Here is a 21557-nt window from a genome sequence, read left to right as displayed (position 1 = left end):
TGACTGCCACGCATGGGGCCGAGGTTCTTCGGGTGACGTGGCGGGGGCGCGAGGACAGCCGCGGGCCCGCCAGGGGCGCATTGCCGGACCACGAACACGTTGCCGCGGCGGACGAGCGGCGCCTGGCTCGGCGGCCTGGCCGTTTCGGCCGGCTGGGGCTGGGGCTGGGCCTCGCCTGCTGCAAGGGCTGGTCGGCGCCCCGCCGCTGATCGGCATCTTCGTGGGCGGCCCGCTCTTCGGCCGCCTCGCCGACCGGTTCGGGCGGCGCCCGGTCTTTCTCGTGGACATGCTGATCTTCCTGGTCGGCTCGGTCATGCAGTTCTTCGTCAGCGACGCCCGCTTCGGGAGGATCGCCGGTGGGCCGACCGGACGCTGTCGTGCGAGGGTCAGCCGTCAGGCTGATACGCCTGCCGGGCCGGACCCGTCCAGCGCCTGAACGCCCGGCGGGGCGTGGGTCCGTCCGGCTGCTGCTGCCCGGGTCCCTGCGGAGCCGGAGGCGACCCGATACACCGAGCCGTCCCCGAAATGGGTCCCAACCTCTGGGACTCCTCAAGTTCCTTGGCAGAGGCGCAAGCTGACGACCAGGATGATGCACATGACGGGAATCGCGGGGCTGAACAAGAAGCACAACTTCGTGCTGACGATCCGGGAAGCGGACGTGGTCGCCGCGGCACTGCGCCAGGCACTCGCCGAGGCGGCGCCCGAGGAGCGCCCGGGACTGGAACGCGCCACCGCACTCGTGGAGTCCATCGCCGCGGCCGAAGAGACACAGCTGCGCGCCCGCTGGGTCCGCTCGCGTCTTGCCGCCGTCGGTTTCCAGGGGGACATCACCTCGGTCGCGGCGGTGAGGGCACTGCGCCAGGCGGAGCCGAAGCTGAGCCTGCTGGCCGCGGTGCAGCTCCAGCGGGAGGCGGCGGCCCACCCGGAGTGAACCGACCCGCCGCCTCGGGCGGTCCCGGCAGGCGGCATAGCGACCCGGACGGATCCCAGGGGCTGCAGTCCCCGGCGGCCACGCATCGATGCTCACCCATCCATGCCCGTCCAGGACGCGACGCCGTGCGGGGCGACCTGCGAGGTCAGGCGCCGGTCAGCGCTGCCGGTGCGTCGTCCGTCTTCCTGAGGGAAGCCGACAGGGCGCGGGCCTCGTGTCCGGTCATCCGGGAGGTGTCGTACGGTACGGCTTTGACCCAACGCTGAGCCAGCCGGGCGATCCGCTCGCCGTACAGCTCCGCGGTGATCCGGTCGCCGCGCGATCCGGCGTGCTCCGGCCCCTGGTCGGCATGGCTCTGACTCATCAGCCCCAGCCACGAGCCCAGCCGGTTCACATCATCGCGGGCGCCGCCGCTCCAGTTGTTGCCCGGCATGTCGCCCACGCCGATCCACTGCATGCCCATCCGCGCCGCGAAGACCGCCAGTTGCTCCAGAGCCACCAGTTTGTCGCCGCTCTGCGAGGCTCAGTACTCCCGAAGCTGCCGCGAAGTGACATGTAGCTCTCTGTAGCCGATCCGATGGTCTGTTGTCCCGGTCTCCAACGTTCTGACCCTGACCCGCTCGTGCTCGCGCCACCTTGGTCGCGTTGCGGTGATCGAGGAGAGGAGTTGGGGCGGGCCGTGCGCACGGCCTTCATCCGCGACTACCTCGCCGACGCCGACCTGCGCCGGGAGATCGGCGAGGGCCTGCAGGTCGTCGAGAACTGGAACAGCGCGAACCACGACCTTTTCTACGGCAAGGACGGCGAACTGACCGACAAGGACAAGGAGAGCCAGGAAATCTCGATGCTCGCCCTCCACCTCCTCCGGTCGGCCCTGGTCCACGTCAACACGCTCCTGGTCCAAGAGGTACTGGCCGAGCCGAAGTGGGCGGACAAGCTCACTGAGGCGGACCGGCGCGGCCTGTCCCCGCTTTTCTGGACCCACGTGAACCCCTACGGCAGGTTCGAGCTCGATGTGAACCGCCACCTGCGCCTGGGCCCGCTCCTCCCGCAGCAACGCACCCCCGAGGACCACTCCACGCGATCCTCAGGCACAATGACGCCTTGATCCTTTCGGTCCCGTACCTGTTCAATCAGCAGATGAATGAGACCGATGCTGACCTGGGCGCCTGGGCCGCGCTGTCCGAGGGCTACCACCCCTCCGAGCGCGTAGCTACCTCGTGGTTGCGCGGTCTGGGCGCCAACCGGGGAGCCCCGGCGGAGGTGCTGATCAGTCTCTTCGATACAGGGAAGCCGCTCTTCGTGCACTTCCTTTACCGCGCTGACCTCCCGCCCGGTGTCCTGGACGCAGCAGTGGTCCATCCCGCGAAGGCAGTCCGCGGCACAGCCGCAGAATCGGGGAGACTCTCGCCCGAGCAGTGGAGCCGACTGCTTGCCACCACGACAGATCCGAAATTCCGCAATACTCTGGCCGAGCTGGCGGCGGAGCAGACCGCACACCGGGCATCCGGAGCGCGCGTCGGTATCGAGCGAGCGCCGGACTCCGATTCCCGACCGCCTGAAGGCCCGGCCGAGATCGCGGCGCTGGCGGCCACCGTTCCGGACATCACCGCCGATCACCGCACGTACGCGGTGTGGTGGATCGTCGCCCTCCACGATGACGCCGACGCGATGCGTCAGCTCGCGGTGTCGCCGAACCTGCGGATCCGCCGCAGCGTGGCCCGTGCCCGGCGCCTTCCGCCGGACGTGGTGGACCTCCTCGCCCACGATGAGGACCGCATCGTACGCCTCTTCCTCACCGAGTCCTGCGACGATGCCCCAGCGGACGTGCTGCTGGACGTGTGGAGCTGGTGGCACGGCAGCTTCTCGTTCCCCGGACGCCCCCGCAACCACCCCAACTTCCCCCGACATGACCTGCTCCGCTTCGCGGAGGACCCGGAGCCCCGTATCCGCCTGCTGGCGCTCGACGATCACGCGTCGGACGCCTCCCTCGTCGAACTGTTCAGCCGCGACCCCGACGCCCAAGTGCGACGCGCCGCTGCCGACGACCCGCGACTGTCTCCCGAATCCGCAGTCAGGCTGGCCGGCGACGCCGATTACGCTGTCCGCAGCTCGGCCTGGCGGAACTCGGCCCTGCCGCCGGAGGTTCTAACCCCCTTGCTCCTCGATGCACAGAGTGCCGAGGACGCCGCCCGTAACCCTGCGATCCCCACGGCCGCGATGCACCGCATGATCGCCCTGGCTACTTCGCGCCCCTGACGCCCATGCGAACGAGCCGCTGCCTGGGTCGGCTGATCCAGGCGAAGGCGACACTGTGCCTATGCCTGTGACTAGGCTGCGGGCATGACGGAGCACCCCGGTTTCGGCGTGATGCTGGCGTGGCTGCTGGACCACAGAGAACTCAGCGGGCGGGAGCTGGCCGATCGCGCCGGGTTGACGGAAAGCGAGGTCCGAGCGGTGCTGACGAGGTTCTGGACCGCATCAGGTTCCTGGCCAACTTGAGCCACAACCTTCCGGGTGTCGCACGACCACGTGCCAGGAGGCCCTCCCGCCAGGGCAAGCCCATCGGGAGCTTCGATCAGGCGATGACCGAACGGCCGATGAGCTGGGTGTGGAACACCGCCGGCCCGGACGCCCGCGCATGGATACTGCGTCACATCGAACAGGCAGGGCGAAGCTGGACGCCACCCCCACCGCTGCCACAATCCCGCAGGGCCCCGTCGCCGATGACACCGCGGCAACGGATTGGCCTTCTGCTCAGACGATGGCCGGTCAAGGCCCCCACCGGGCGCCAGCCGCTACCCGCAGCAGCGAACGTTCTCAAGGCCCTCGACACCGAAGCAGTCTGCGCCTTGAACGACGAAGCCCGTCGGCTTCGGCTCGGCCTGGGGGTGGCGGATCATGGTTCCGGGCCTATCTCGCCCCCGACGGCGTCCACTATCTGCTCCCCGATCCGGCGAACTACTACTGGCCCGGCACTCCGAACGCCCGCGGCGGCGAGATCGATTGGTGGCAGTGCACCATGCTGCTCCAGATGTACAACGGAGAGCAGGTCAGCGGCATGGTCGCCGTACTTCCGGAGACCTTCACGGCGTTGCCCTCGACATGGCTCCGGAAGGACCAGCTGCGACTCGTCCACCGCGTCCGCTCCATCGAGCGAGACACCTCCCAATGGGGCCGAGACCACAAGGCAGAATGCGCACCGCAACTTTGCGGCTACGTCCCCGAAGCAACCGATAACGCCCCGACGACTACATGACCGCAGCAATGGTGGCATCGCTACTGAGAGCTACTCGCCACTTGGCGGCAGCTTCGGGAGTGCAGGGCCTGCGAGGCGGACACGGGGAACCCCCCGGCCAGCTTGTCCTTCCACGCCTGCGTCGTGAACGGCGGGCGGCGTCGGCGGGGCCAACCTGACCCCCTCGGACCGCCACCGACCCGTGTCACACCTTCCGGTAGCCGTACGCCTCCGTGGCTGCCGCTTCCACCGTGTCGAGGTCGGCACCGGTCGCCGCCGTCACCACCGCGGCCACCGCGCCCTCGACGAACGGGGCGTCCACCAGCCGGGCGGTGTCGGGCAGTTCGTCGCCCTCCGCGAGCAGTGCCTTGACTGTGAGGATGGCGCTGCCCAGATCGGCGAGGACCGCGATCCCGGCGCCCCGGTCCACCGAGGCGGCAGCGGCGGCGATCAGCTCGGCGCTCGTGCCCAGCCCACCGCCCTCCGTGCCGCCCGCCGCGGCGACCGGCACGACCGGGCCGCCGCCCACGAGCCCCCGCGCCAGCTCTGCCACGGCCAGGGCGACCTCCGCGCTGTGCGAGACCAGCACGATGCCCACCAGTTTCTCGTCGCTCACTGGTGCCTCACTCCTTGTCGGTGTGGGTGTCGGAGTCGGCGTCGGTGAGGGCGGCGATCAGCAGTGCCGCCGACGTGGCGCCCGGATCCTGGTGCCCGATGCTGCGCTCCCCGAGATAACTTGCCCGGCCCTTGCGGGCCTGCAGCGGTGTCGTCGCCTCCGCCCCCTGCTCGGCGGCGACCCGGGCGGCGCCGAAACCGTGGGAGAGGGCATCGACGGCCGGCACCAGCGCGTCGATCATGGTTTTGTCGCCGGGCGCGGCGCCGCCTAGTTGCATCACGGCGTCCACACCCGCGCGCAGTGCCTCGGCGAACCGTGCCTCGTCCACCTCGGCCGCGTCCCCGAGCGCCTTCCCGGTCCGGCGCAGCAGCGTGCCGTAAAGGGGTCCCGAGGCCCCGCCGACCGTCGAGATCAGCTGGCGCCCCGCGAGCACCAGGACGGCGCCCGGTGTCTCGGGAGCCTCCTTCTCCAGCACCGTGCTCACCGCGGTGAAGCCCCGCCGGAGGTTGCTGCCGTGATCCGCGTCCCCGATGGGCGAGTCGAGGGCCGTGAGCCGGTCCGCCTCGCGGTCGACGGACGCGGTGGTCACAGTCATCCAACGACGGAAGAAGTCGGCGTCGAGCACTGGATCTCCTTGCATGGTCGATACGTTCGGAGTGCCTGTTCCTGTTCCTGTGTCTGTTCCTGTGTCTGTCTCAATCTTTGTGTCTGTCTCGGTCTCCACCTCTGTCTCTGGCGTTGTCCCTGCGTCACACACCCCAGCGCAGCCCCGGGGTCCGCACCGGCGCGTCCCACAGGCGCAGCAGTTCCTCGTCCACCTGGCACAGGGTCACCGAGGCGCCGGCCATGTCGAGGGACGTCACGTAATTGCCCACGAGAGTACGGGCGACGGCCACCCCGCGCTGGGACAGCAGGCGCTGCACCTCGGCGTTGAAGCCGTACAGCTCCAGCAACGGCGTCGCGCCCATGCCGTTGACCAGGACGAGGACGGGATTGCGGGGCGTCATGTCGTCCAGGATCGCGTGGATCGCGAAGTCGGCGATCTCACCGGACGTCATCATCGGCCGTCGCTCCCGTCCGGGCTCCCCGTGGATGCCGACGCCCAGCTCCAGCTCACCGGACGGCAGATCGAAGGTCGGGCTGCCCTTGGCCGGGGTCGTGCACGCGCTGAGCGCCACGCCGAAGCTCCGGGAGTTCTCGTTGATCTGCCGGGCAACCGCCTGCACCCGCTCCAGCGGCTGCCCCTCCTCGGCCGCCGCCCCCGCGATCTTCTCCACGAACAGGGTCGCGCCCGTACCGCGCCGGCCGGCCGTGTAGAGGCTGTCGGTCACCGCGACGTCGTCGTCGACCAGGACCTTGGCGATCTGTATGCCCTCGTCCTCGGCCAGCTCGGCCGCCATGTCGAAGTTGAGCACATCGCCCGTGTAGTTCTTGACGATGAACAGCACGCCTGCCCCGCTGTCCACGGCCGCCGCGGCACGCAGCATCTGATCCGGCACCGGCGAGGTGAACACCTCACCGGGGCAGGCGGCCGAGAGCATTCCGGGTCCGACGAACCCGCCGTGCAGTGGCTCGTGCCCCGAGCCACCACCGGACACCAGTGCGACCTTTCCGGCCACGGGAGCGTCCCGCCGCACGATCACCCGGTTCTCGACGTCGACGGTCAGCTCGGGATGGGCGGCGGCCATTCCGCGCAGCGCGTCCGCGACCACGGACTCCGGGACGTTGATCAGCATCTTCATCGGTACCTCCTGGTGGGGCCGGCGAATGTGCCCTCCCTCGATTTTCGCAACTCGGGGCGGGGTGGGCCAGTCAGCGATGCCGGTGGCCGGCCGTGGCCGTGAGCGGTGGACGTGGGTAGTCAGGACGGCCGGCACCGGGTCGATGCCGAGTCCGGTGACATGTGGGCAGGTGAGGTGCGTGGACAGATGAGGCTCGGCCTCCGCGCAGACGGTTCGGGAATGCTGCTCCCGGCAGTATCCGTGCTGGGACGGCGGGGGTCACGGGTGCGGACAGTGGCCGACGCCGACGCCGACGCCGGGTGGGGTGGGATCGGCCGCGCGGGGGACCTGTGGGAGCGGGAGCCGCTCGGTCCCGCTCCCTGCGGTCTACTGCCGGTGGAGCCGCGTGGGGTACCGGTGCGGAGGTGGGCGGATGTGCTTCAGGCTCCCGTCAGATGGTCGCGGTATCTGGGGTCGGCGGACTTCTGGAACCGCACGCTCCAGAACTGGCAGTCCGGACTGCTGGCCGTCGCCTCGATGGCGGTGCTGTCGATCCATCTGCGGCAGCGGGGCTCACCGGAGTCGAAGCCGGTCGGTGCCGCCCACGACGCCACCGGCGTGGAGGCCTGACCCGGCGTGGGGCGGGCCCCCGGCCGGACGGGCGCCGTGTCGACCCGCCGATGGGGGGCACTCGGGGCGCGACGGTTCCGAGCCGGAGCCGTGGTGCCCAGGCTGGAGGTGCGGGACATGGGTCATGGTGGGAACGTCATCGACGAGCTGGTGACCGATCATCGCGAGGTCGAGGGGTTCTTCGGCCGGATCGAGGCGCTGCCGTCCGGGGCCAAGGACCGCAAGCTGTTCGCGGACCGGGCCACGATGGAGCTGGTCCGGCATTCGGTGGCCGAGGAGGCGTACCTCTACCCGGCGGTGCGTGAGCACCTCCCCGGTGGCGAGGCACTGGCCGACAAGGAACTCGAGGACCATGCGCGGGCCGAACAGATCATGAAGGATCTGGAGGGCTGTCATGCGGACGATCCCGAGTTCGACCGGCTGATCGGCATGCTGATGGGCGAGATCCGCGAGCATGTGGCCGACGAGGAGCAGAACCTGTTCCCGAGGTTGCGCGCGGTGTGTTCGGCGGACGCCCTCGACGACCTGGGCGACAAGGTCCGCAAGGCGAAGAAGACGGCTCCGACGCGTCCGCACCCGGCCGCCCCGGACAAGCCCCCGGCCAACAAGATGCTGGCCCCGGGCGTCGGCATGGTCGACCGACTGCGCGACGCGTTGACCGGCCGCGGCAAGAGCCACTGAGATCCGGCCGGCCGCGGCAAGAGCCACTGAGGCTCTGTTCCGCCCTGCCCCGGCGGCCGGGAACTGAGCTTGGTTCCGCCTTGCCCCCGCCGGGAACTGAGGCACGGCTCCATCTCGCCCCGCCGGGGACTGAGGTCGCCTTCGCCCCACCGTCGGTCGCCGCTCGTGCTGCGTCTGGCCCGGGCGCCGCCCGTCCTGCGTCTTCCGGGCGCGGCGGGTGTGCGCGCGGACGTCAGGCGATGAGCGCCTGGCCTCGGCCGAGGCGGTCGAGGAGCGGGCCGTGGTGGAGGCCGGCCACCGGGGCGAGAAGCTCGGGATGGCGCAGCAGCGCGGCCGCCTGCCGGTCGCGGTCGTCGGGTGCGGTCAGGCGCCGGAAGTCCGGCGGCGTCCCGCGGATGTGTTCGCCCCCGGCGAGGCCACCCAGCGCGTCCGCGGCCAGTGCCGGATCGGTGAGCAGACAGGCCGCCCAGCTCGCCACGACCTCGTCGACCCAGCTGCGCCAGGCGGCGTCGTCCGCGTTCCGCTCGCCGTCCGCGTCCGCGCCGCTGATCCAGTCGAGCCGGGCCGAGCCGCCCGGGCCTGCCAGGCAGACCAGTGCGGCGTCCGTGGCGGTCGGATAGCGCAGCCAGGCCGCTACGGTCACCGCCTGACGGGCCTGTGCCTCGCACAGCGCGGAAGCGAGCGCGCCGCCGCTTGCCGGGTAGGCGCGGGTCAGCCACTCGGTGGTGGCGGCGATGACGGGGGAGAGATCTGCGAGCACGGAGCCGTCCGAGGTGTTCGCGGGGAATCGGGGAGCTGCTGAAACGGTAGCCCGTGGCCCCGTCTGACAACATGGCCGAGCACGCACGACCGACGTGGCCTCGACCACAACACCGAGGTAGATGCTGCCCCTCCAGCCGCCCCGACCGTCGGCCATACGCGCCGCCCTGCCGGCCCCGGCCGGTCCCGTCCGTGCCGACCGATGCCGCTGATTCGGGCGGTGCCCGAATATCCCGCTGGATCCCCTCCGCACCCGCTGGATCCCCTCCGCACCCGCTGGATCCCCTCCGCACCCGCTGGATTCCCTCCGCACCCGCTGGATCCCCTCCGCACCGGCTGGATCCCGTCCGCACCGGCCGGTCCCGCCTGTGCCGGCCGGTCGCCGCCCGAGCTCGAGCCTGTGCCGTCCCCGCCGGGCGGTCCCGCCTGCGTCGGCCGGTCCCGTCCGCATCCGTCGGGGTCCCGCCCGTCCCGCTTCGGCCCCCCAGCAGGAAGTCTCCGCCTGGCGCCCGGCCGTCCCGCTCGTCCCGTCGGTCGCCGACCGATGCCCGGCCGGAACTGCGACCGGACATGCGATCGTGCCCCGGCCGCCAAGGACCGGAACTCCGGCCACGCCCCGGCATGGAGGCGGGTGGGAGGCCTCTGTGATACTGGCGCGGTGCCGTCGACACCTCAGCCGCAGCCGCTGGCCCTGGTTCCTCCGGGTCCCATCACGCCCGACGCGCCGGACGCGATAGCGCGCCCCCTTCTCACCCAGTCCTGGCTGGACCTCACGTTCCTCCACTGGGCCGCGGACCCCGCCGACGTGGCCGGTCTGCTGCCGCCGGGAACCGTGCCGGACACCCTGGACGGTGTGACCTACGTCGGTCTGGTCGCGTTCCGGATGCACCGCGTCGGGTGGTTCCGTCTCCCCGGCGTTCCCTACCTGGGGTCCTTCCCGGAGACGAACGTCCGTCTCTACTCGGTCGACGCGCACGGGCGGCGCGGCGTGGTCTTCCGGTCGCTCGACGCCTCCCGCCTGCTGCCGGTGGCCGTCGCCCGGATCGGCTTCCGGTTGCCGTACGTGTGGTCCCGCATGGCGATCGACGCCGAGGCCGACACGGTCACCTACACCAGCCGCCGTCGGTGGCCCGGCCCGCGCGGTGCCCGCAGCCGGCTCACCGTCCGGGTGGGCGAACGGATCGGTGAACCCACCGCGCTGGAACACTTCCTGACCGCGCGCTGGGGTATGCACAGTGCCTTCTTCGGCCGGCCTATGTACCTGCCCAACGCCCACCCGCGCTGGCCGCTGCACCGGGCGGAACTCGTCGAGTGCGAGGAGGACCTGGTGGTGGCGGCGGGCCTGCCGGCGCCGGTGGGGGAACCGGTGAGCGTCCTGTACTCGCCGGGCGTCCCGGCGCGCTTCGACCGCCCCGGCCGCCCGAACCGCCCGGCAGGCATCCCGACCCCCTGACCGCCCGCCGGCCGCATCGGTCCGCTGCCGCGTCCGTCCACGCCCCACGCCCGGGCACGCCCACGCGTGCCCGTGCCTGTCGGGTCAGACGAACGTCACGGACACGGCGCCGAGTTCGCCGGAGCGCTCCTGTGGCAGGTCGTCGCCGCCGGTCCACGCCGGTCGGTCCCGCGCCCGTGCGTGCCGGACCACCGGCTCGGTGCGTGCTGGCGGACGGCACCATCCGCGGGGACGTCGGTCATCTGGACCAGATCAGGACCTGGTTCGGCCGGCCCATGTGGGACATGGAGCCCGCTGACGCGGACGTGTACTTCGGCAAGGTACTGCGGCACTCGCCCAGCGGCACCCGGCTGGTCCGGTCGAAGGCGTTGAACACGTACTTCATGTTCCTGGAGCTGCGACACGAGGTCTCCCGATCTCCGGCTCACTCGGCGGGATCCGCAGCTGGGCGTCCTCGCTCGTCCCAATCCTACGGAAACGGGCTGGACTTGCTCGCTGTCCAGGAGGTTCTCGGACATTCCTGGATCGCTACGACCACATTCCGGAAGCCTGAACGAACAAAACCCCCTTGCCTAATGGTCAAGAAGTGTTGACCATTAGAGGCATGCCTACCGATGATCTTCCCGAGACGTTCCACGTCACCACTGACGAGCAGCTACGCGCCGTTTCCAATCTCACGCGTCACCGGATCATGGCCGTGCTCCGCTTCGAGCCCGCGACGATTACGCAGATCGCCGAGCGAGTGGGCCTTGCGAAGGGGAGTTCCAGCTACCACGTACGGCTGCTCGAACGGGCCGGCCTGGTGAAGGTGATACGCACGCGGAAGGTCCGGGGGGTCACCGAGCGGTACTACGCGATGGCCGCGCGGGCGATCGTGCTGCCGGATCCGGGCGAGGGAGGGCCGGATGTCCTGATGCGGCATGCGGTGGCGGACCTGGAGGCAGCGCCGCTGGATGGCGAGCGGCACGTACGGATGGCGCATCTGCGGCTCACCGAGGAGCAGTTCGCGGAGCTGGGGGCGCGGCTGCAGGCGCTGGCGGACGAGTACCGGGAGCTGTCCGATCCGTCGCTGCCGGACGCGTCACTCGTCTTCGCACTGTTCCACCCGGCACCGCGCGAGCAGGCCGAAGGGGACGCCAAGTGACTTCAGACGTTCGGAAGTTGCCGACCGGGTTCGGGCGGCTGTGGACTGCGCAGACGGTGTCCTCGCTCGGTGACGGGGTGTCGCATGCCGCGCTGCCGCTGCTCGCGTTGACGTTGACGCGGGATCCGATGGCGCTCGCCGTCGTCACGGCCGCCGGAACGCTGCCGTGGCTGCTCTTCGGGGTGCTCGGCGGTGCTCTGGTGGACCGCTGGGACCGTCGGCGCACGATGTGGGTCATGGACGCGGCACGTGCGGTGCTGCTCGCGATACCGGCGGCAGCGGCCGCGCTCGACGTGCTGAGCATTCCACTGCTCGCGGCCGTCGCCTTCCTCCTCGGCCTCGGCGGACTCTTCTTCGACACGGCCGCCACGGCCTACCTGCCGGATCTGCTCGGCCGTGACCCCGCGCTCCTGGAGCGCGCCAACTCCCGCCTGCGCGGCACCCAGACCGCCGCGTCCGGCTTCGCGGGGCCGCCTGCGGGCAGTGCCCTGCTCGCGCTCGGGCGGGCGGTTCCGCTGCTCGCCGACGCGGTGTCGTTCGCGCTCTCCGCACTGCTCGTACGGTCGCTGCCTGCCGCACCCCGGCCCGTACCGCAGGTCCGTGAGTCGCTGCTGCGGCAGGCGCGGGCCGGCGCCTCGTACGTATTCCGGGATCGGTTGCTGCTCGGGCTCGCGCTGCGTCCGGCGGTCGGGAACATCGCCTTCCTCGCCGTGGAGACCGTACTCGCCCTCTTCGCGCACGATCGTCTCGGCATCGACACCTTCGGCTTCGGCCTGCTCCTCACGGCGGAGGCCACCGGCGGTCTGCTCGGCGCGGGCATCGCCTCCTTCCTCGGCCGACGACTCGGCACCGGCACCGCGCTCACCTGCACGGCCGCAGTCGAGGGACTCGCCATCCTGGGCCTTGCCGTCGCCCCGAACCCGTACGCCGCCGGCCTCGCGCTCGCCGTCTGCGGAGCGGGCATGGGCGCCACGATGGTGCTCGGCCCCTCCCTCCGACAGGCGATCGTCCCCGCCCACCTGATGGGCCGGGTCGCCTCCACCTCCCGCATGCTCGCCATGTGCGCCGCCCCGTTCGGCGCCTTCCTCGGCGGCTGGCTGGCCACCGCCTACGACGTACGCACCCCGCTCTACACCGCCGCCGGCCTCCTCCTCACCATGACCGCCGTCACGTCGACCATGACCAGCAACCGCCTGGTTGAGGCGGCGCTGCGTGCCGCCGCCCCGGCCGATGATCCAGATCACCCGGAATCCCGGGACCCCGTTCAGAAGGGTGCCATTTAGGGCTCCGCGGGGTCGTTGAGCCAGTGCTGAGCACAGTTCGGCGTTCCTCGCCTCGGCCCGGAGTGTCGGGCGCCTGGCCTCCACAGGACGCAACGAGTGGCCCAGCGGGCGGTTCCACAGGACGACGGCGTTGAGGACCAGACCGAGGGCGGCGAGCTGGTCCTCCTGGCCCTCCCAGTACGCCTGGCGGATCTGGCCGCGGCCGCCGTGGCAGATCGCGCGGGCGAGCCGGTGGCGGGACTCCTGGACGGTGAGCTGCCGGTTCATTGCATGAAGAGCGGCCGGATGACCCGCCTCACGCTGCCGCCCACGGTCATCACCCAGGACTCGGAACCGCTGCACCGGCACTGCCGGCTCGCGATGCTCCGCCGGGTCCTGAACGACGACTCCCTGCCCCTGCGAGCCCGGGTCGCCGCGCAACCCGTCAGCCGCATGGTCCGCCTCACCATCGACGACGTCACCGACGACGAGACCACCGTCACCGTCCGGCTGGGAGACCCGCCGTCCCCGCTGACCTCTCACCCAGCGTCATGGCTCGTGGGCCTCAGCCGCGAATACGCGACACCTCAACATGCGGGCCCACCAGTCTCACACCCGTCCCCGGGCCGCGCCCCTCTTACGGACGGCTTCGCTCCTCCGTATGGGTCGCTCGGCCCTATTGGGTACCCGGCGGCCGCGAGAGGGTGGGGAGGGTACGGACCGGCACGTACCTCCGAGCGACCCGATCCGGAAGGGAACCCGAGATGTCCGTCGACCCGCAAGCGACGTCCGCCCGGCTCAGCGACGACGAGCTCAGGACGCTGCACGCTCACTGGCGCGCCGCGAACTACCTCTCCGTCGGGCAGATCTACCTCATGGCCAACCCGCTGCTCACCGAGCCGCTGCGGCCGGAGCACGTGAAGCCGAGGCTGCTGGGCCACTGGGGGACCTCACCGGGGCTGAACCTCGTGTACACCCACCTCAACCGCGTCATCCGCACCCGTGATCTCCATGCCCTGTGCGTATGGGGCCCGGGCCACGGCGGCCCCGCGGTCGTCGCCAACTCCTGGCTCGAGGGCTCTTACACCGAGACGTATCCCGACGTCACCCGTGACGCGGCCGGTATGGCCCGGCTGGTCCGGCAGTTCTCCTTCCCCGGCGGCATCCCCAGCCATGTCGCTCCGGAGACGCCCGGGTCGATCCACGAGGGCGGCGAACTCGGCTACTCGCTCTCGCACGCCTACGGCGCCGCCCTCGACAACCCGGACCTCCTGGTCGCCTGCGTGATCGGCGACGGTGAGGCCGAGACCGGGCCGCTGGCCGCCTCCTGGCACTCCAACAAGTTCCTCGACCCCGTCCACGACGGAGCGGTCCTGCCCATCCTGCACCTGAACGGGTACAAGATCGCCAATCCCGCGGTACTGGCCCGGATCCCCGAACCCGAGCTCGACGAGCTGTTGCGCGGCTACGGCCACGATCCGATCCATGTCACCGGCGACGAGCCCCACGCCGTACACCGCGCGATGGCACAGGCCATGGACACCGCGCTGGACCGTATCGCCGCCCTTCAGCGCGCCGCCCGTGAGGAGGGCTCCGGCGAGCGCCCCCGCTGGCCGGTGATCGTGCTGCGCACCCCGAAGGGCTGGACCGGCCCCGCCCATGTCGACCAGCTGCCCGTCGAGGGCACCTGGCGCGCCCACCAGGTGCCGCTGTCCGCCGTCCGCGACAACCCCGAACACCTGCGCCAGTTGGAGGCCTGGCTGCGCTCCTACCGGCCCGAGGAACTCTTCGACGCGCACGGCGGCCCCCGCCTGGACGTACTCGCCTGGATCCCCGACGGCACCCGCCGCCTCGGCTCCACCCGGCACGCCAACGGCGGGCTGCTGCTGCGCGAACTGCCCCTGCCGGACCTGGACTCGCACGCCGTCCCGGTCGACAAGCCCGGCACGTCCCGGCACGAACCCACCGCTGTGCTCGGCGGACTGCTCGAGGAGGTCATGCGCGCCACCGCCGACCGGCGGGACTTCCGTCTCGTCGGCCCCGACGAGACCGCCTCCAACCGTCTCCAGGCCGTCTACGCCGCCAGCGGCAAGGCCTGGCAGGCGCAGACCCTCCAGGTGGACGAGAACCTCGACCGGCACGGCCGGGTGATGGAGATCCTCTCCGAACACACCTGCCAGGGCTGGCTCGAGGGATATCTGCTGACGGGCCGTCATGGCCTGTTCTCCTGCTACGAGGCGTTCGCGCACATCGTCGACTCGATGGTCAACCAGCACATCAAATGGCTGCGCGTCACCCGAGGGTTGTCCTGGCGCGCCCCCGTCGCCTCCCTCAACTACCTGCTCACGTCCCACGTCTGGCGCCAGGACCACAACGGCTTCTCCCACCAGGACCCCGGCTTCGTCGACCACGTGCTCAACAAGAGCCCCGAGGTCGTGCGCGTCTATCTGCCGCCGGACGCCAACACCCTGCTGTCGGTGGCCGACCACGTCCTGCGCAGCCGTGACTACGTGAACGTGATCGTGGCCGGGAAACAGCCCTGTTTCGACTGGCTGAGCATGGACCAGGCGCGCGCCCACTGCGCGCGGGGCGCCGGCGTCTGGGACTGGGCCGGCACCGAGGACGGCACCCGCGAACCCGACGTGGTCCTCGCCTGCGCGGGCGACGTCCCCACCGAGGAGGTACTGGCCGCCGCCCAGTTGCTCCGCCGCGACCTGCCCGACCTCGCCGTCCGGGTCGTCAACGTCGTCGACATCGCCCGCCTGCTGCCGAGCGGCGAACACCCGCACGGCATGGGCGACTTCGAGTACGACGGACTCTTCACCACCGACAAGCCCGTCATCTTCGCCTACCACGGCTATCCCTGGCTGATCCACCGCCTGGCCTACCGCCGCACCGGCCACCGGAACCTGCATGTGCGCGGCTACAAGGAGATCGGCACCACGACCACACCGTTCGACATGGTCGTCCGCAACGACCTCGACCGCTACCGCCTCGTCATGGACGTCATCGACCGCGTCCCCGGCCTCGCCGTGCGCGCCGCGGCCGTACGCCAGCGGATGGAGGACACGCGACTGCGCCACCACGACTGGATCCGCGCCCACGGCACCGACCTTCCCGAGGTCACCGACTGGGTCTGGGACGGCTGAGACGGCCGCTCACCCGCGACCGGGCAGGGCGCACGGACCGGGGCGGACGGCGCAGGGGAAGGGGCAGCGGGCGGGTCGTCGTGCGCCCTGGTGAGGCGTCCCGCCGGGTGCTTACAGTGGTCGGCCAGCCCTGCACGCGGATCCGGCGGGGCGAGTCCCACCCCCGTGGTCACCAGTCGTCCTCGTCCCCTGCCCGGCACCCGTCCGGACCCGGGTACGGCTCCACGCACCGGAGCGGCTGCCGGGGCGACGGGCGCGACGACCACCCGCGCGACAGGCACCATCCCTGACACCGCTCGGGCCGTGTGAGCGCTGCCCGCGGTACGAGCGCGCTTCGTGAGCCACTGGAGGCCACTGTGTCCCGACCGTGTATCGCCCTGATCGCCGACCCCACCTCGCCCGAAGGCTGCCGTGAGTACCTCGCCGACGCCGTGGAACTGCTCACCGGCGCACCGCCCGTCCGGGTCGACTCCGGGCACTTCGCGACCGGCGGAACCGGCCGAGGTGTCCGCGACGGCGGCCGGTTAAGGCTCCAGGTGCCCGAGGAGCGGCTGGACTTCGCGCCCGACGTGGTCCTGCTCTACGAGATTCCGCCGCACCACCGGCGGGCCCTCGCCGGCTTCCAGGAACTCCTTGAGAGCCACGACGTGGTGACCCTGGCCGCCGGCCCCGACGCCTGGCGGACCGCGACCGAGAAGAACCTCACCGTCGAGCGCTTCGTCCGGGACGGGGTGCCACAGATGGAGACCGCCGTGCTGTCCCGGCCCACGTCACGGGAAGCGGCCGACACGTTCGACCGGCTGGGCCGCGACACCTGGGCCCGGCCCGTCGTCGGCACCGGCGGCAACGACACCTTCCATGTCACCACCCCCGCCCAACTGGAGGATGCCGCCGCCTACTACGCCGAGCGCGGCACCGACTGGCTCCTCTCCAGGGACGCCGGCAACATCACCGCCGACGGGCTGCGCCACCAGTTCCGCGTCTTCGTCCTGGGCGACCGTGTCGTGCACGCGCGCGAGCACCTCCAGCCCGCGACCGACACCCCCTGCAACACCTGCCAGGGTGCCACCGCCGTCCATCTGACCCCGTCGGAGCTCCAGCCCCGGCTCGCCGAACTCGCCGTCGCGGCCACCGCGTCGGTCGGGCTGCCCTTCGCCGGTGTCGACCTCGCCGCGGAGAACGGCGGGGTCGTCTTCGAGGTCAACGTGCAGCCGGCCTTCGTCGACGACGAGGTCGAACTCCGGGCGGTGGCCGTGCCGTACGTCCAGGCACATCTGGACGCCTTCGCGCCGGCCTTCGGCGACCGGCACCGGGGGCTCACAGCTTCAGCGTGAACCACGTCGTCTTGCCCTCGTCCGTCGGCCGCACCCCCCAGGCGGCGGCGAGGGCACGGACCAGGATCAGGCCGCGGCCCGACTCGGCGTCCTCCACCGCCACCCGCGGCTGGGGGAGCTGCGGGCTGCGGTCGCTGACCTCGACCGTGAGATCGGTGGCCGTGCGGTGCAGATGCAGGCCGACCGGACCCTCCGAGTGCTGGACGGCGTTCGTCAGCGTCTCCGACAGCAGCAGGAGCGCGTCGTCGGCACCGGCCGTACAGTTCCACGAGGTCAGCGCCTTGTGCAGAAAGGCACGCCCCTCCGGCACGGAGGCCGGGGTGGCCGGGAAATGGGTGGTGACGGCGGCCAGCGGCGCGGCCGGCAGTTGCGCGAGCAGCAGCGTCACGTCGTCGTTGTGGCCGTCGGCGTCCGGCAGCAGCCCCGCGAGGACATGATCCGCCGCTGCCTCGAGACACGGTGTCCCGACGAACAACTCACTGAGCAGTACGGTCAGTTCGTCTATCCGTACCTCGATGTCGCTGCCCGGCGTCTCGATCAGGCCGTCCGTGTAGAGCACCAGGGTGGCTCCCGGCGGTATCTCCGAACTGGATTCCTCGAAAAGGATGTCGCCCACGCCGAGCGGCGCGTTGACCGGGCAGGGCAGGGGGTTGATGCCCTCGCCCACCCCGGCGACCAGCACCGGCAGATGTCCCGCCGAGCACACCGTCACCGTGCCCGTGTCCGGGGCGATCACGAGGTAACAGCAGGTGACGAGCTGGTCGGGCACGTCGAGGTCGGCGACGCAGGTGTCCAGCGCCCGCATCAGCTGCCGAGGCTGCATCCCGGTCTTGGCCAGCGCGTGCGCGGCCGACCGCAACTGGCCCATCACGGCGGCCGCTTCCAGCCCGCGGCCCATGACATCGCCTATCAGCACACCGACCCGGTCGGCGCCCAGCGGAATCAGGTCGAACCAGTCGCCGCCCACGCCTGCGCCCTGGGTGGCGGGCCGGTAGCGGCTCGCGGTGGCCAGGCCCGGCAGGGCGGGCGGGGTGCCCATCAGACTGCGCTGGAGTGTCAGGGCGATGTGCCGCTGCTGTTCGTACAGGACCGTGAGCTCGGCCTCCGCGCGCTTGCGGTCGCTGATGTCCCGCACGATCGCGCAGGCCCCGACCACCGTGCCGTTGGTGTCCCGGGTCGGCCACAGCGTGACGTCCACGTCCAGCAGTTCCCCGGTGCTGGTCAATCGCAGCGTCTCGTAGTGCTCGACCTTCTCGGCGTGCCGCAGCCGCTTGAGCAGCTCACGGACCTCGTCCCGCAGCTCCGGCGGCGCCAGCATCGACACGTGCCGGCCGATGGCCTCCTCGGCCGTGTACCCGTACAGGCGCTGCGCGGCCGCGTTCCAGTAGGTGATGTACCCGTCCAGCGTCTTGGCGAGGATCGCGTCCTGCGACGACTCCACGAGGGCGGCGAGCTCGTTGATGCGCGCCTCGGCCGCCTTGCGGTCGCTGACGTCACGCACGGCCGCCGACACCAGCAGGCCGTCCGAGGTCTCCAGCGGACTCAGGCTGATCTCGACGGGGAACTCGGTGCCGTCCTTGCGCAGCCCGTGCAGTTCGAGTCCGGCGCCCATCGGGCGTACCTGGCGGTTGGTCGTGTATCCGCTGCGGTGCGCCGTGTGCTGGTCGTGGAACCGGTGCGGGATCAGCAACTCGACCGGACGGCCCAGCAGTTCCTCGCGGCCGTGCCCGAACAGGGCCTCCGTCTGGGCGTTGACGAGTCTGATGGTGCCGGTGTCGTCGACGATGACCATGGCGTCCGGCGCCGCCTCCAGCAGCCCCCGGAACCGCTCCTCGGCCCCGCCGACCCCGTCCTCCGGCTGGGGCGCTCCGCAGCCGCACCGTTTCTGCTGGGCCTTCTCCTGGCCCTTCTGCTTCACGCTCCGCTTCATGGTGCCCGCTCCCGCCCCCGCGCGCCGCACCGGTTCCGCCCGCATCACGTCGGCCATCTCCACCTCATCCCGCACTACGAATCAGGCCATCTCAGCGCCTCCGGCCCGCCCGCGCTCCGCGTTGTCGTTTACTGTCCGCGACCTGTCCGAACCTGAACGCGACCGAAGCGATCAGGATTCGAGAAGCGCCGACCTGCGGGTCACAGCTAGCGTTGCGTCGGTCAGAACGAGCCAGGCGACGCCCAAGGCCGCGAACAACGGTCCCGAGCGACAGATGGAGAGACGATGAGCATGGCCAAGAGGACGGACACGCCGCCTGCGCAGCACGTCGCCGACAGCCACGACCTGATCCGCGTGCACGGGGCGCGCGAGAACAACCTCAAGGACGTGAGCATCGAGATCCCGAAGCGCCGTCTGACGGTGTTCACCGGCGTCTCCGGCTCGGGCAAGAGCTCGCTGGTGTTCGACACGATCGCCGCGGAGTCGCAGCGGCTGATCAACGAGACCTACAGCGCCTTCGTGCAGGGCTTCATGCCGACGCTGGCACGGCCCGAGGTCGACGTGCTCGACGGACTGACGACCGCGATCATCGTCGACCAGCAGCGGATGGGCGCCGACCCACGCTCCACCGTCGGCACCGCCACCGACGCCAACGCGATGCTGCGCATCCTCTTCAGCAGGCTCGGCCGGCCGCACATCGGCCCGCCCACGGCGTACTCCTTCAACACCGCCACGGTCCGGGCGAGCGGCGGGATCACCGTAGAGCGCGGCGCCAAGAAGACGGTGAAGGCGACCTACTCCCGTACCGGCGGCATGTGCGTCCGCTGTGAAGGCCGCGGCACGGTCTCCGACATCGACCTCACCCAGCTCTACGACGACAGCAAGTCCCTCAACGAGGGCGCGCTCACCATCCCCGGCTACAGCATGGACGGCTGGTACGGCCGTATCTTCGGCGGCTGCGGCTTCTTCGACCCGGACAAGCCGATCTCCAGGTTCACCAAGAAGGAACTGCACGACCTCCTGCACAAGGAGCCGACGAAGATCAAGGTCGACGGCATCAACCTTACCTACGAGGGCCTGATCCCGAAGATCCAGAAGTCGATGCTGGCCAAGGACATCGACGCGCTCCAGCCGCACATCCGGGCGTTCGTGGAGCGGGCGATGACCTTCACCACCTGTCCCGAGTGCGAGGGCACCCGGCTCAGCGAGGGCGCCCGGTCGTCGAAGATCAAGAAGATCAGCATCGCCGACGAGTGCGCGATGCAGATCAGCGATCTGGCCACATGGGTGCGCGGGCTCAACGAGCCGTCGGTGGCGCCGCTGCTCACCGCGCTCCAGCACACCCTCGAGTCGTTCGTGGAGATCGGGCTCGGCTACCTCTCGCTCGACCGGCCGTCGGGCACGCTGTCCGGCGGCGAGGCACAGCGCGTCAAGATGATCCGTCACCTCGGCTCCTCGCTCACCGACGTCACCTACGTCTTCGACGAGCCCACCACGGGCCTGCACCCGCACGACATCAGCCGGATGAACGACCTGCTGCTGAGGCTGCGGGACAAGGGCAACACGGTCCTGGTCGTCGAGCACAAGCCGCAGACCATCGCGATCGCCGACCACGTCGTGGACCTCGGCCCCGGCGCCGGCACGGCGGGCGGCTCCGTCTGCTTCGAGGGCACCGTCGAGGGACTGCGGGCCGGCGACACCGTCACCGGCCGGCATCTCGACGACCGGGCAGCCGTCAAGGAAGCCGTGCGCAAGCCCGCCGGCACCCTGGAGATCCGCGGCGCCACGGCGCACAACCTGCGCGACGTCGATGTCGACATCCCGCTCGGGGTGCTGACCGTCGTCACCGGCGTCGCGGGCTCCGGCAAGAGCTCCCTCGTGCACGGCTCCATCCCGGCCGGTGAGGGAGTGGTGTCCGTCGACCAGGGCGCGATCCGCGGCTCCCGGCGCAGTAACCCGGCGACGTACACCGGACTGCTCGACCCGATCCGCAAGGCCTTCGCGAAGGTCAACGGGGTGAAGCCGGCACTGTTCAGCGCCAACTCCGAGGGCGCCTGCCCCACCTGCAACGGCGCGGGCGTCGTCTACACCGACCTGGCGATGATGGCGGGCGTGGCCACCACCTGCGAGGAGTGCGACGGGAAGCGGTACCAGGCCGCGGTTCTCGAGTACCGCCTCGGCGGTCACGACATCAGCGAGGTGCTCGCGATGTCGGTGACCGAGGCCGGGGAGTTCCTCGGCGCGGGCGAGGCGAGCACTCCGGCCGCGCACCGCATCCTGGGCCGGCTCGCCGACGTCGGGCTCGGCTACCTCAGTCTCGGCCAGCCGCTCACCACGCTGTCCGGCGGCGAGCGGCAGCGGCTGAAGCTGGCGACCCACCTGGGCGAGAAGGGCGGCGTGTACGTCCTCGACGAGCCGACCACCGGCCTGCACCTCGCCGACGTGGAGCAACTGCTCGGCCTGCTCGACCGGCTCGTCGACGCGGGCAAGTCGGTGATCGTCGTCGAGCACCACCCGGCGGTGATGGCCCACGCCGACTGGATCATCGACCTCGGCCCCGGCGCGGGCCACGACGGCGGCCGGATCGTCTTCGAGGGCACACCCGCCGAACTCGTCGCCGCCCGCTCCACCCTCACCGGCGAGCACCTCGCGGACTACGTCGGCGCCTGACCCGGGGGGCGCCCGAGGAGCGGGGCGAGCCGTCACAGC

General features: G+C 71.0%; 19 protein-coding genes and 2 pseudogenes. 13 read left to right on the top strand and 8 right to left on the bottom strand.

Annotated features, from left to right (window positions below; all coding sequences use genetic code 11):
* Positions 1-220: 220 nt before the first annotated feature.
* Together ACFWBB_RS25725 and ACFWBB_RS25720 are read left to right on the top strand one after the other, a co-directional pair.
* Positions 221-436 (top strand): MFS transporter, encoded by a 216-nt coding sequence (locus ACFWBB_RS25725; RefSeq protein ID WP_385276998.1) that lies wholly within the window; start codon positions 221-223, stop codon positions 434-436.
* Between the two features lie 159 nt (positions 437-595).
* Positions 596-931 carry a hypothetical protein gene (locus ACFWBB_RS25720; protein WP_385276995.1) on the top strand — a complete coding sequence of 112 codons (336 nt, stop codon included), beginning with the start codon at positions 596-598 and terminating at the stop codon, positions 929-931.
* Between the two features lie 145 nt (positions 932-1076).
* On the opposite strand, the gene ACFWBB_RS25715 is transcribed toward ACFWBB_RS25720, so the two are convergent.
* On the bottom strand, positions 1077-1430 hold the full coding sequence (locus ACFWBB_RS25715) for an FMN reductase (RefSeq protein ID WP_385276992.1): 354 nt from the start codon (positions 1428-1430) through the stop codon (positions 1077-1079).
* Positions 1431-1508: 78 nt separating this feature from the next.
* Between ACFWBB_RS25715 and ACFWBB_RS25710 the strand changes: the two genes are divergently transcribed.
* From ACFWBB_RS25710 to ACFWBB_RS25700, 3 genes are all read left to right on the top strand, one after another.
* Complete coding sequence (locus tag ACFWBB_RS25710) at positions 1509-2039, top strand: Tn3 family transposase (protein ID WP_385276989.1); 531 nt, start codon at positions 1509-1511, stop codon at positions 2037-2039.
* Positions 2040-2071: 32 nt separating this feature from the next.
* Complete coding sequence (locus ACFWBB_RS25705) at positions 2072-3190, top strand: hypothetical protein (RefSeq protein ID WP_385276986.1); 1119 nt, start codon at positions 2072-2074, stop codon at positions 3188-3190.
* Positions 3191-3274: 84 nt separating this feature from the next.
* A complete protein-coding gene (locus ACFWBB_RS25700) occupies positions 3275-3433 on the top strand; it encodes a hypothetical protein (protein WP_385276983.1) in 159 nt (52 codons plus the stop codon).
* 941 nt (positions 3434-4374) lie between these two features.
* Here ACFWBB_RS25700 and ACFWBB_RS25695 read toward each other — a convergent pair.
* The 3 genes from ACFWBB_RS25695 to dhaK all read right to left on the bottom strand — a co-directional run bounded on the left by ACFWBB_RS25695 (position 4375) and on the right by dhaK (position 6527).
* Positions 4375-4785, bottom strand: coding sequence for a PTS-dependent dihydroxyacetone kinase phosphotransferase subunit DhaM (locus ACFWBB_RS25695; RefSeq protein WP_385276980.1), 411 nt, complete (start codon positions 4783-4785; stop codon positions 4375-4377).
* A gap of 7 nt (positions 4786-4792) precedes the next feature.
* Positions 4793-5410 carry a dihydroxyacetone kinase subunit DhaL gene (gene dhaL, locus ACFWBB_RS25690; protein WP_385277083.1) on the bottom strand — a complete coding sequence of 206 codons (618 nt, stop codon included), beginning with the start codon at positions 5408-5410 and terminating at the stop codon, positions 4793-4795.
* A gap of 124 nt (positions 5411-5534) precedes the next feature.
* On the bottom strand, positions 5535-6527 hold the full coding sequence (gene dhaK / locus ACFWBB_RS25685; RefSeq protein ID WP_385276977.1) for a dihydroxyacetone kinase subunit DhaK: 993 nt from the start codon (positions 6525-6527) through the stop codon (positions 5535-5537).
* 417 nt (positions 6528-6944) lie between these two features.
* On the opposite strand from dhaK, the pseudogene ACFWBB_RS25680 reads away from it, so the two are divergent.
* Both ACFWBB_RS25680 and ACFWBB_RS25675 read left to right on the top strand, forming a co-directional pair.
* A pseudogene (locus ACFWBB_RS25680) lies at positions 6945-7136 on the top strand (DUF6766 family protein); the annotation flags it as partial.
* 117 nt (positions 7137-7253) lie between these two features.
* The gene (locus tag ACFWBB_RS25675; protein WP_385277081.1) at positions 7254-7817 is read left to right on the top strand and encodes a hemerythrin domain-containing protein; all 564 of its coding nucleotides are present in this window, start codon (positions 7254-7256) and stop codon (positions 7815-7817) included.
* Between the two features lie 232 nt (positions 7818-8049).
* Here ACFWBB_RS25675 and ACFWBB_RS25670 read toward each other — a convergent pair whose 3' ends face one another.
* The gene (locus ACFWBB_RS25670) at positions 8050-8577 is read right to left on the bottom strand and encodes a hypothetical protein (protein WP_385276973.1); all 528 of its coding nucleotides are present in this window, start codon (positions 8575-8577) and stop codon (positions 8050-8052) included.
* A gap of 657 nt (positions 8578-9234) precedes the next feature.
* Here ACFWBB_RS25670 and ACFWBB_RS25665 point away from each other — a divergent pair.
* Positions 9235-10029: a YqjF family protein gene (locus ACFWBB_RS25665; protein WP_385276970.1), complete on the top strand. Its 795-nt coding sequence runs from the start codon at positions 9235-9237 to the stop codon at positions 10027-10029.
* Positions 10030-10267: 238 nt separating this feature from the next.
* Here ACFWBB_RS25665 and ACFWBB_RS25660 read toward each other — a convergent pair whose 3' ends face one another.
* Positions 10268-10414, bottom strand: coding sequence for a hypothetical protein (locus ACFWBB_RS25660; RefSeq protein ID WP_385276967.1), 147 nt, complete (start codon positions 10412-10414; stop codon positions 10268-10270).
* Between the two features lie 219 nt (positions 10415-10633).
* Between ACFWBB_RS25660 and ACFWBB_RS25655 the strand changes: the two genes are divergently transcribed.
* Both ACFWBB_RS25655 and ACFWBB_RS25650 read left to right on the top strand, forming a co-directional pair.
* A complete protein-coding gene (locus ACFWBB_RS25655) occupies positions 10634-11173 on the top strand; it encodes an ArsR/SmtB family transcription factor (RefSeq protein ID WP_385276964.1) in 540 nt (179 codons plus the stop codon).
* A complete protein-coding gene (locus tag ACFWBB_RS25650) occupies positions 11170-12456 on the top strand; it encodes an MFS transporter (protein ID WP_385276961.1) in 1287 nt (428 codons plus the stop codon). The genes ACFWBB_RS25655 and ACFWBB_RS25650 overlap by 4 nt, the downstream gene beginning before the upstream one ends.
* Positions 12457-12567: 111 nt before the next feature.
* Here the strand turns inward: ACFWBB_RS25650 and ACFWBB_RS25645 are convergent.
* A pseudogene (locus ACFWBB_RS25645) lies at positions 12568-12726 on the bottom strand (Tn3 family transposase); the annotation flags it as partial.
* A gap of 473 nt (positions 12727-13199) precedes the next feature.
* Here ACFWBB_RS25645 and ACFWBB_RS25640 point away from each other — a divergent pair.
* Positions 13200-15584, top strand: a complete 2385-nt coding sequence (locus ACFWBB_RS25640; protein ID WP_385276958.1) for a phosphoketolase — start codon at positions 13200-13202, stop codon at positions 15582-15584.
* A 356-nt stretch (positions 15585-15940) separates the two neighbouring features.
* Positions 15941-16918: a RimK family alpha-L-glutamate ligase gene (locus ACFWBB_RS25635; RefSeq protein ID WP_385276955.1), complete on the top strand. Its 978-nt coding sequence runs from the start codon at positions 15941-15943 to the stop codon at positions 16916-16918.
* Here ACFWBB_RS25635 and ACFWBB_RS25630 read toward each other — a convergent pair.
* Positions 16902-18905: a PAS domain S-box protein gene (locus ACFWBB_RS25630; RefSeq protein WP_385276952.1), complete on the bottom strand. Its 2004-nt coding sequence runs from the start codon at positions 18903-18905 to the stop codon at positions 16902-16904. The two genes, ACFWBB_RS25635 and ACFWBB_RS25630, sit on opposite strands and share 17 nt — an antisense overlap.
* 228 nt (positions 18906-19133) lie before the next feature.
* On the opposite strand from ACFWBB_RS25630, the gene ACFWBB_RS25625 reads away from it, so the two are divergent.
* The gene (locus ACFWBB_RS25625; protein WP_385276949.1) at positions 19134-21518 is read left to right on the top strand and encodes an ATP-binding cassette domain-containing protein; all 2385 of its coding nucleotides are present in this window, start codon (positions 19134-19136) and stop codon (positions 21516-21518) included.
* Positions 21519-21557: the final 39 nt, after the last annotated feature.

Origin of the sequence: Streptomyces sp. NPDC060000, from assembly GCF_042737375.1 — a bacterium.
Classification (GTDB): domain Bacteria; phylum Actinomycetota; class Actinomycetes; order Streptomycetales; family Streptomycetaceae; genus Streptomyces.
This window is presented reverse-complemented; position numbering and strand designations above follow the sequence as displayed.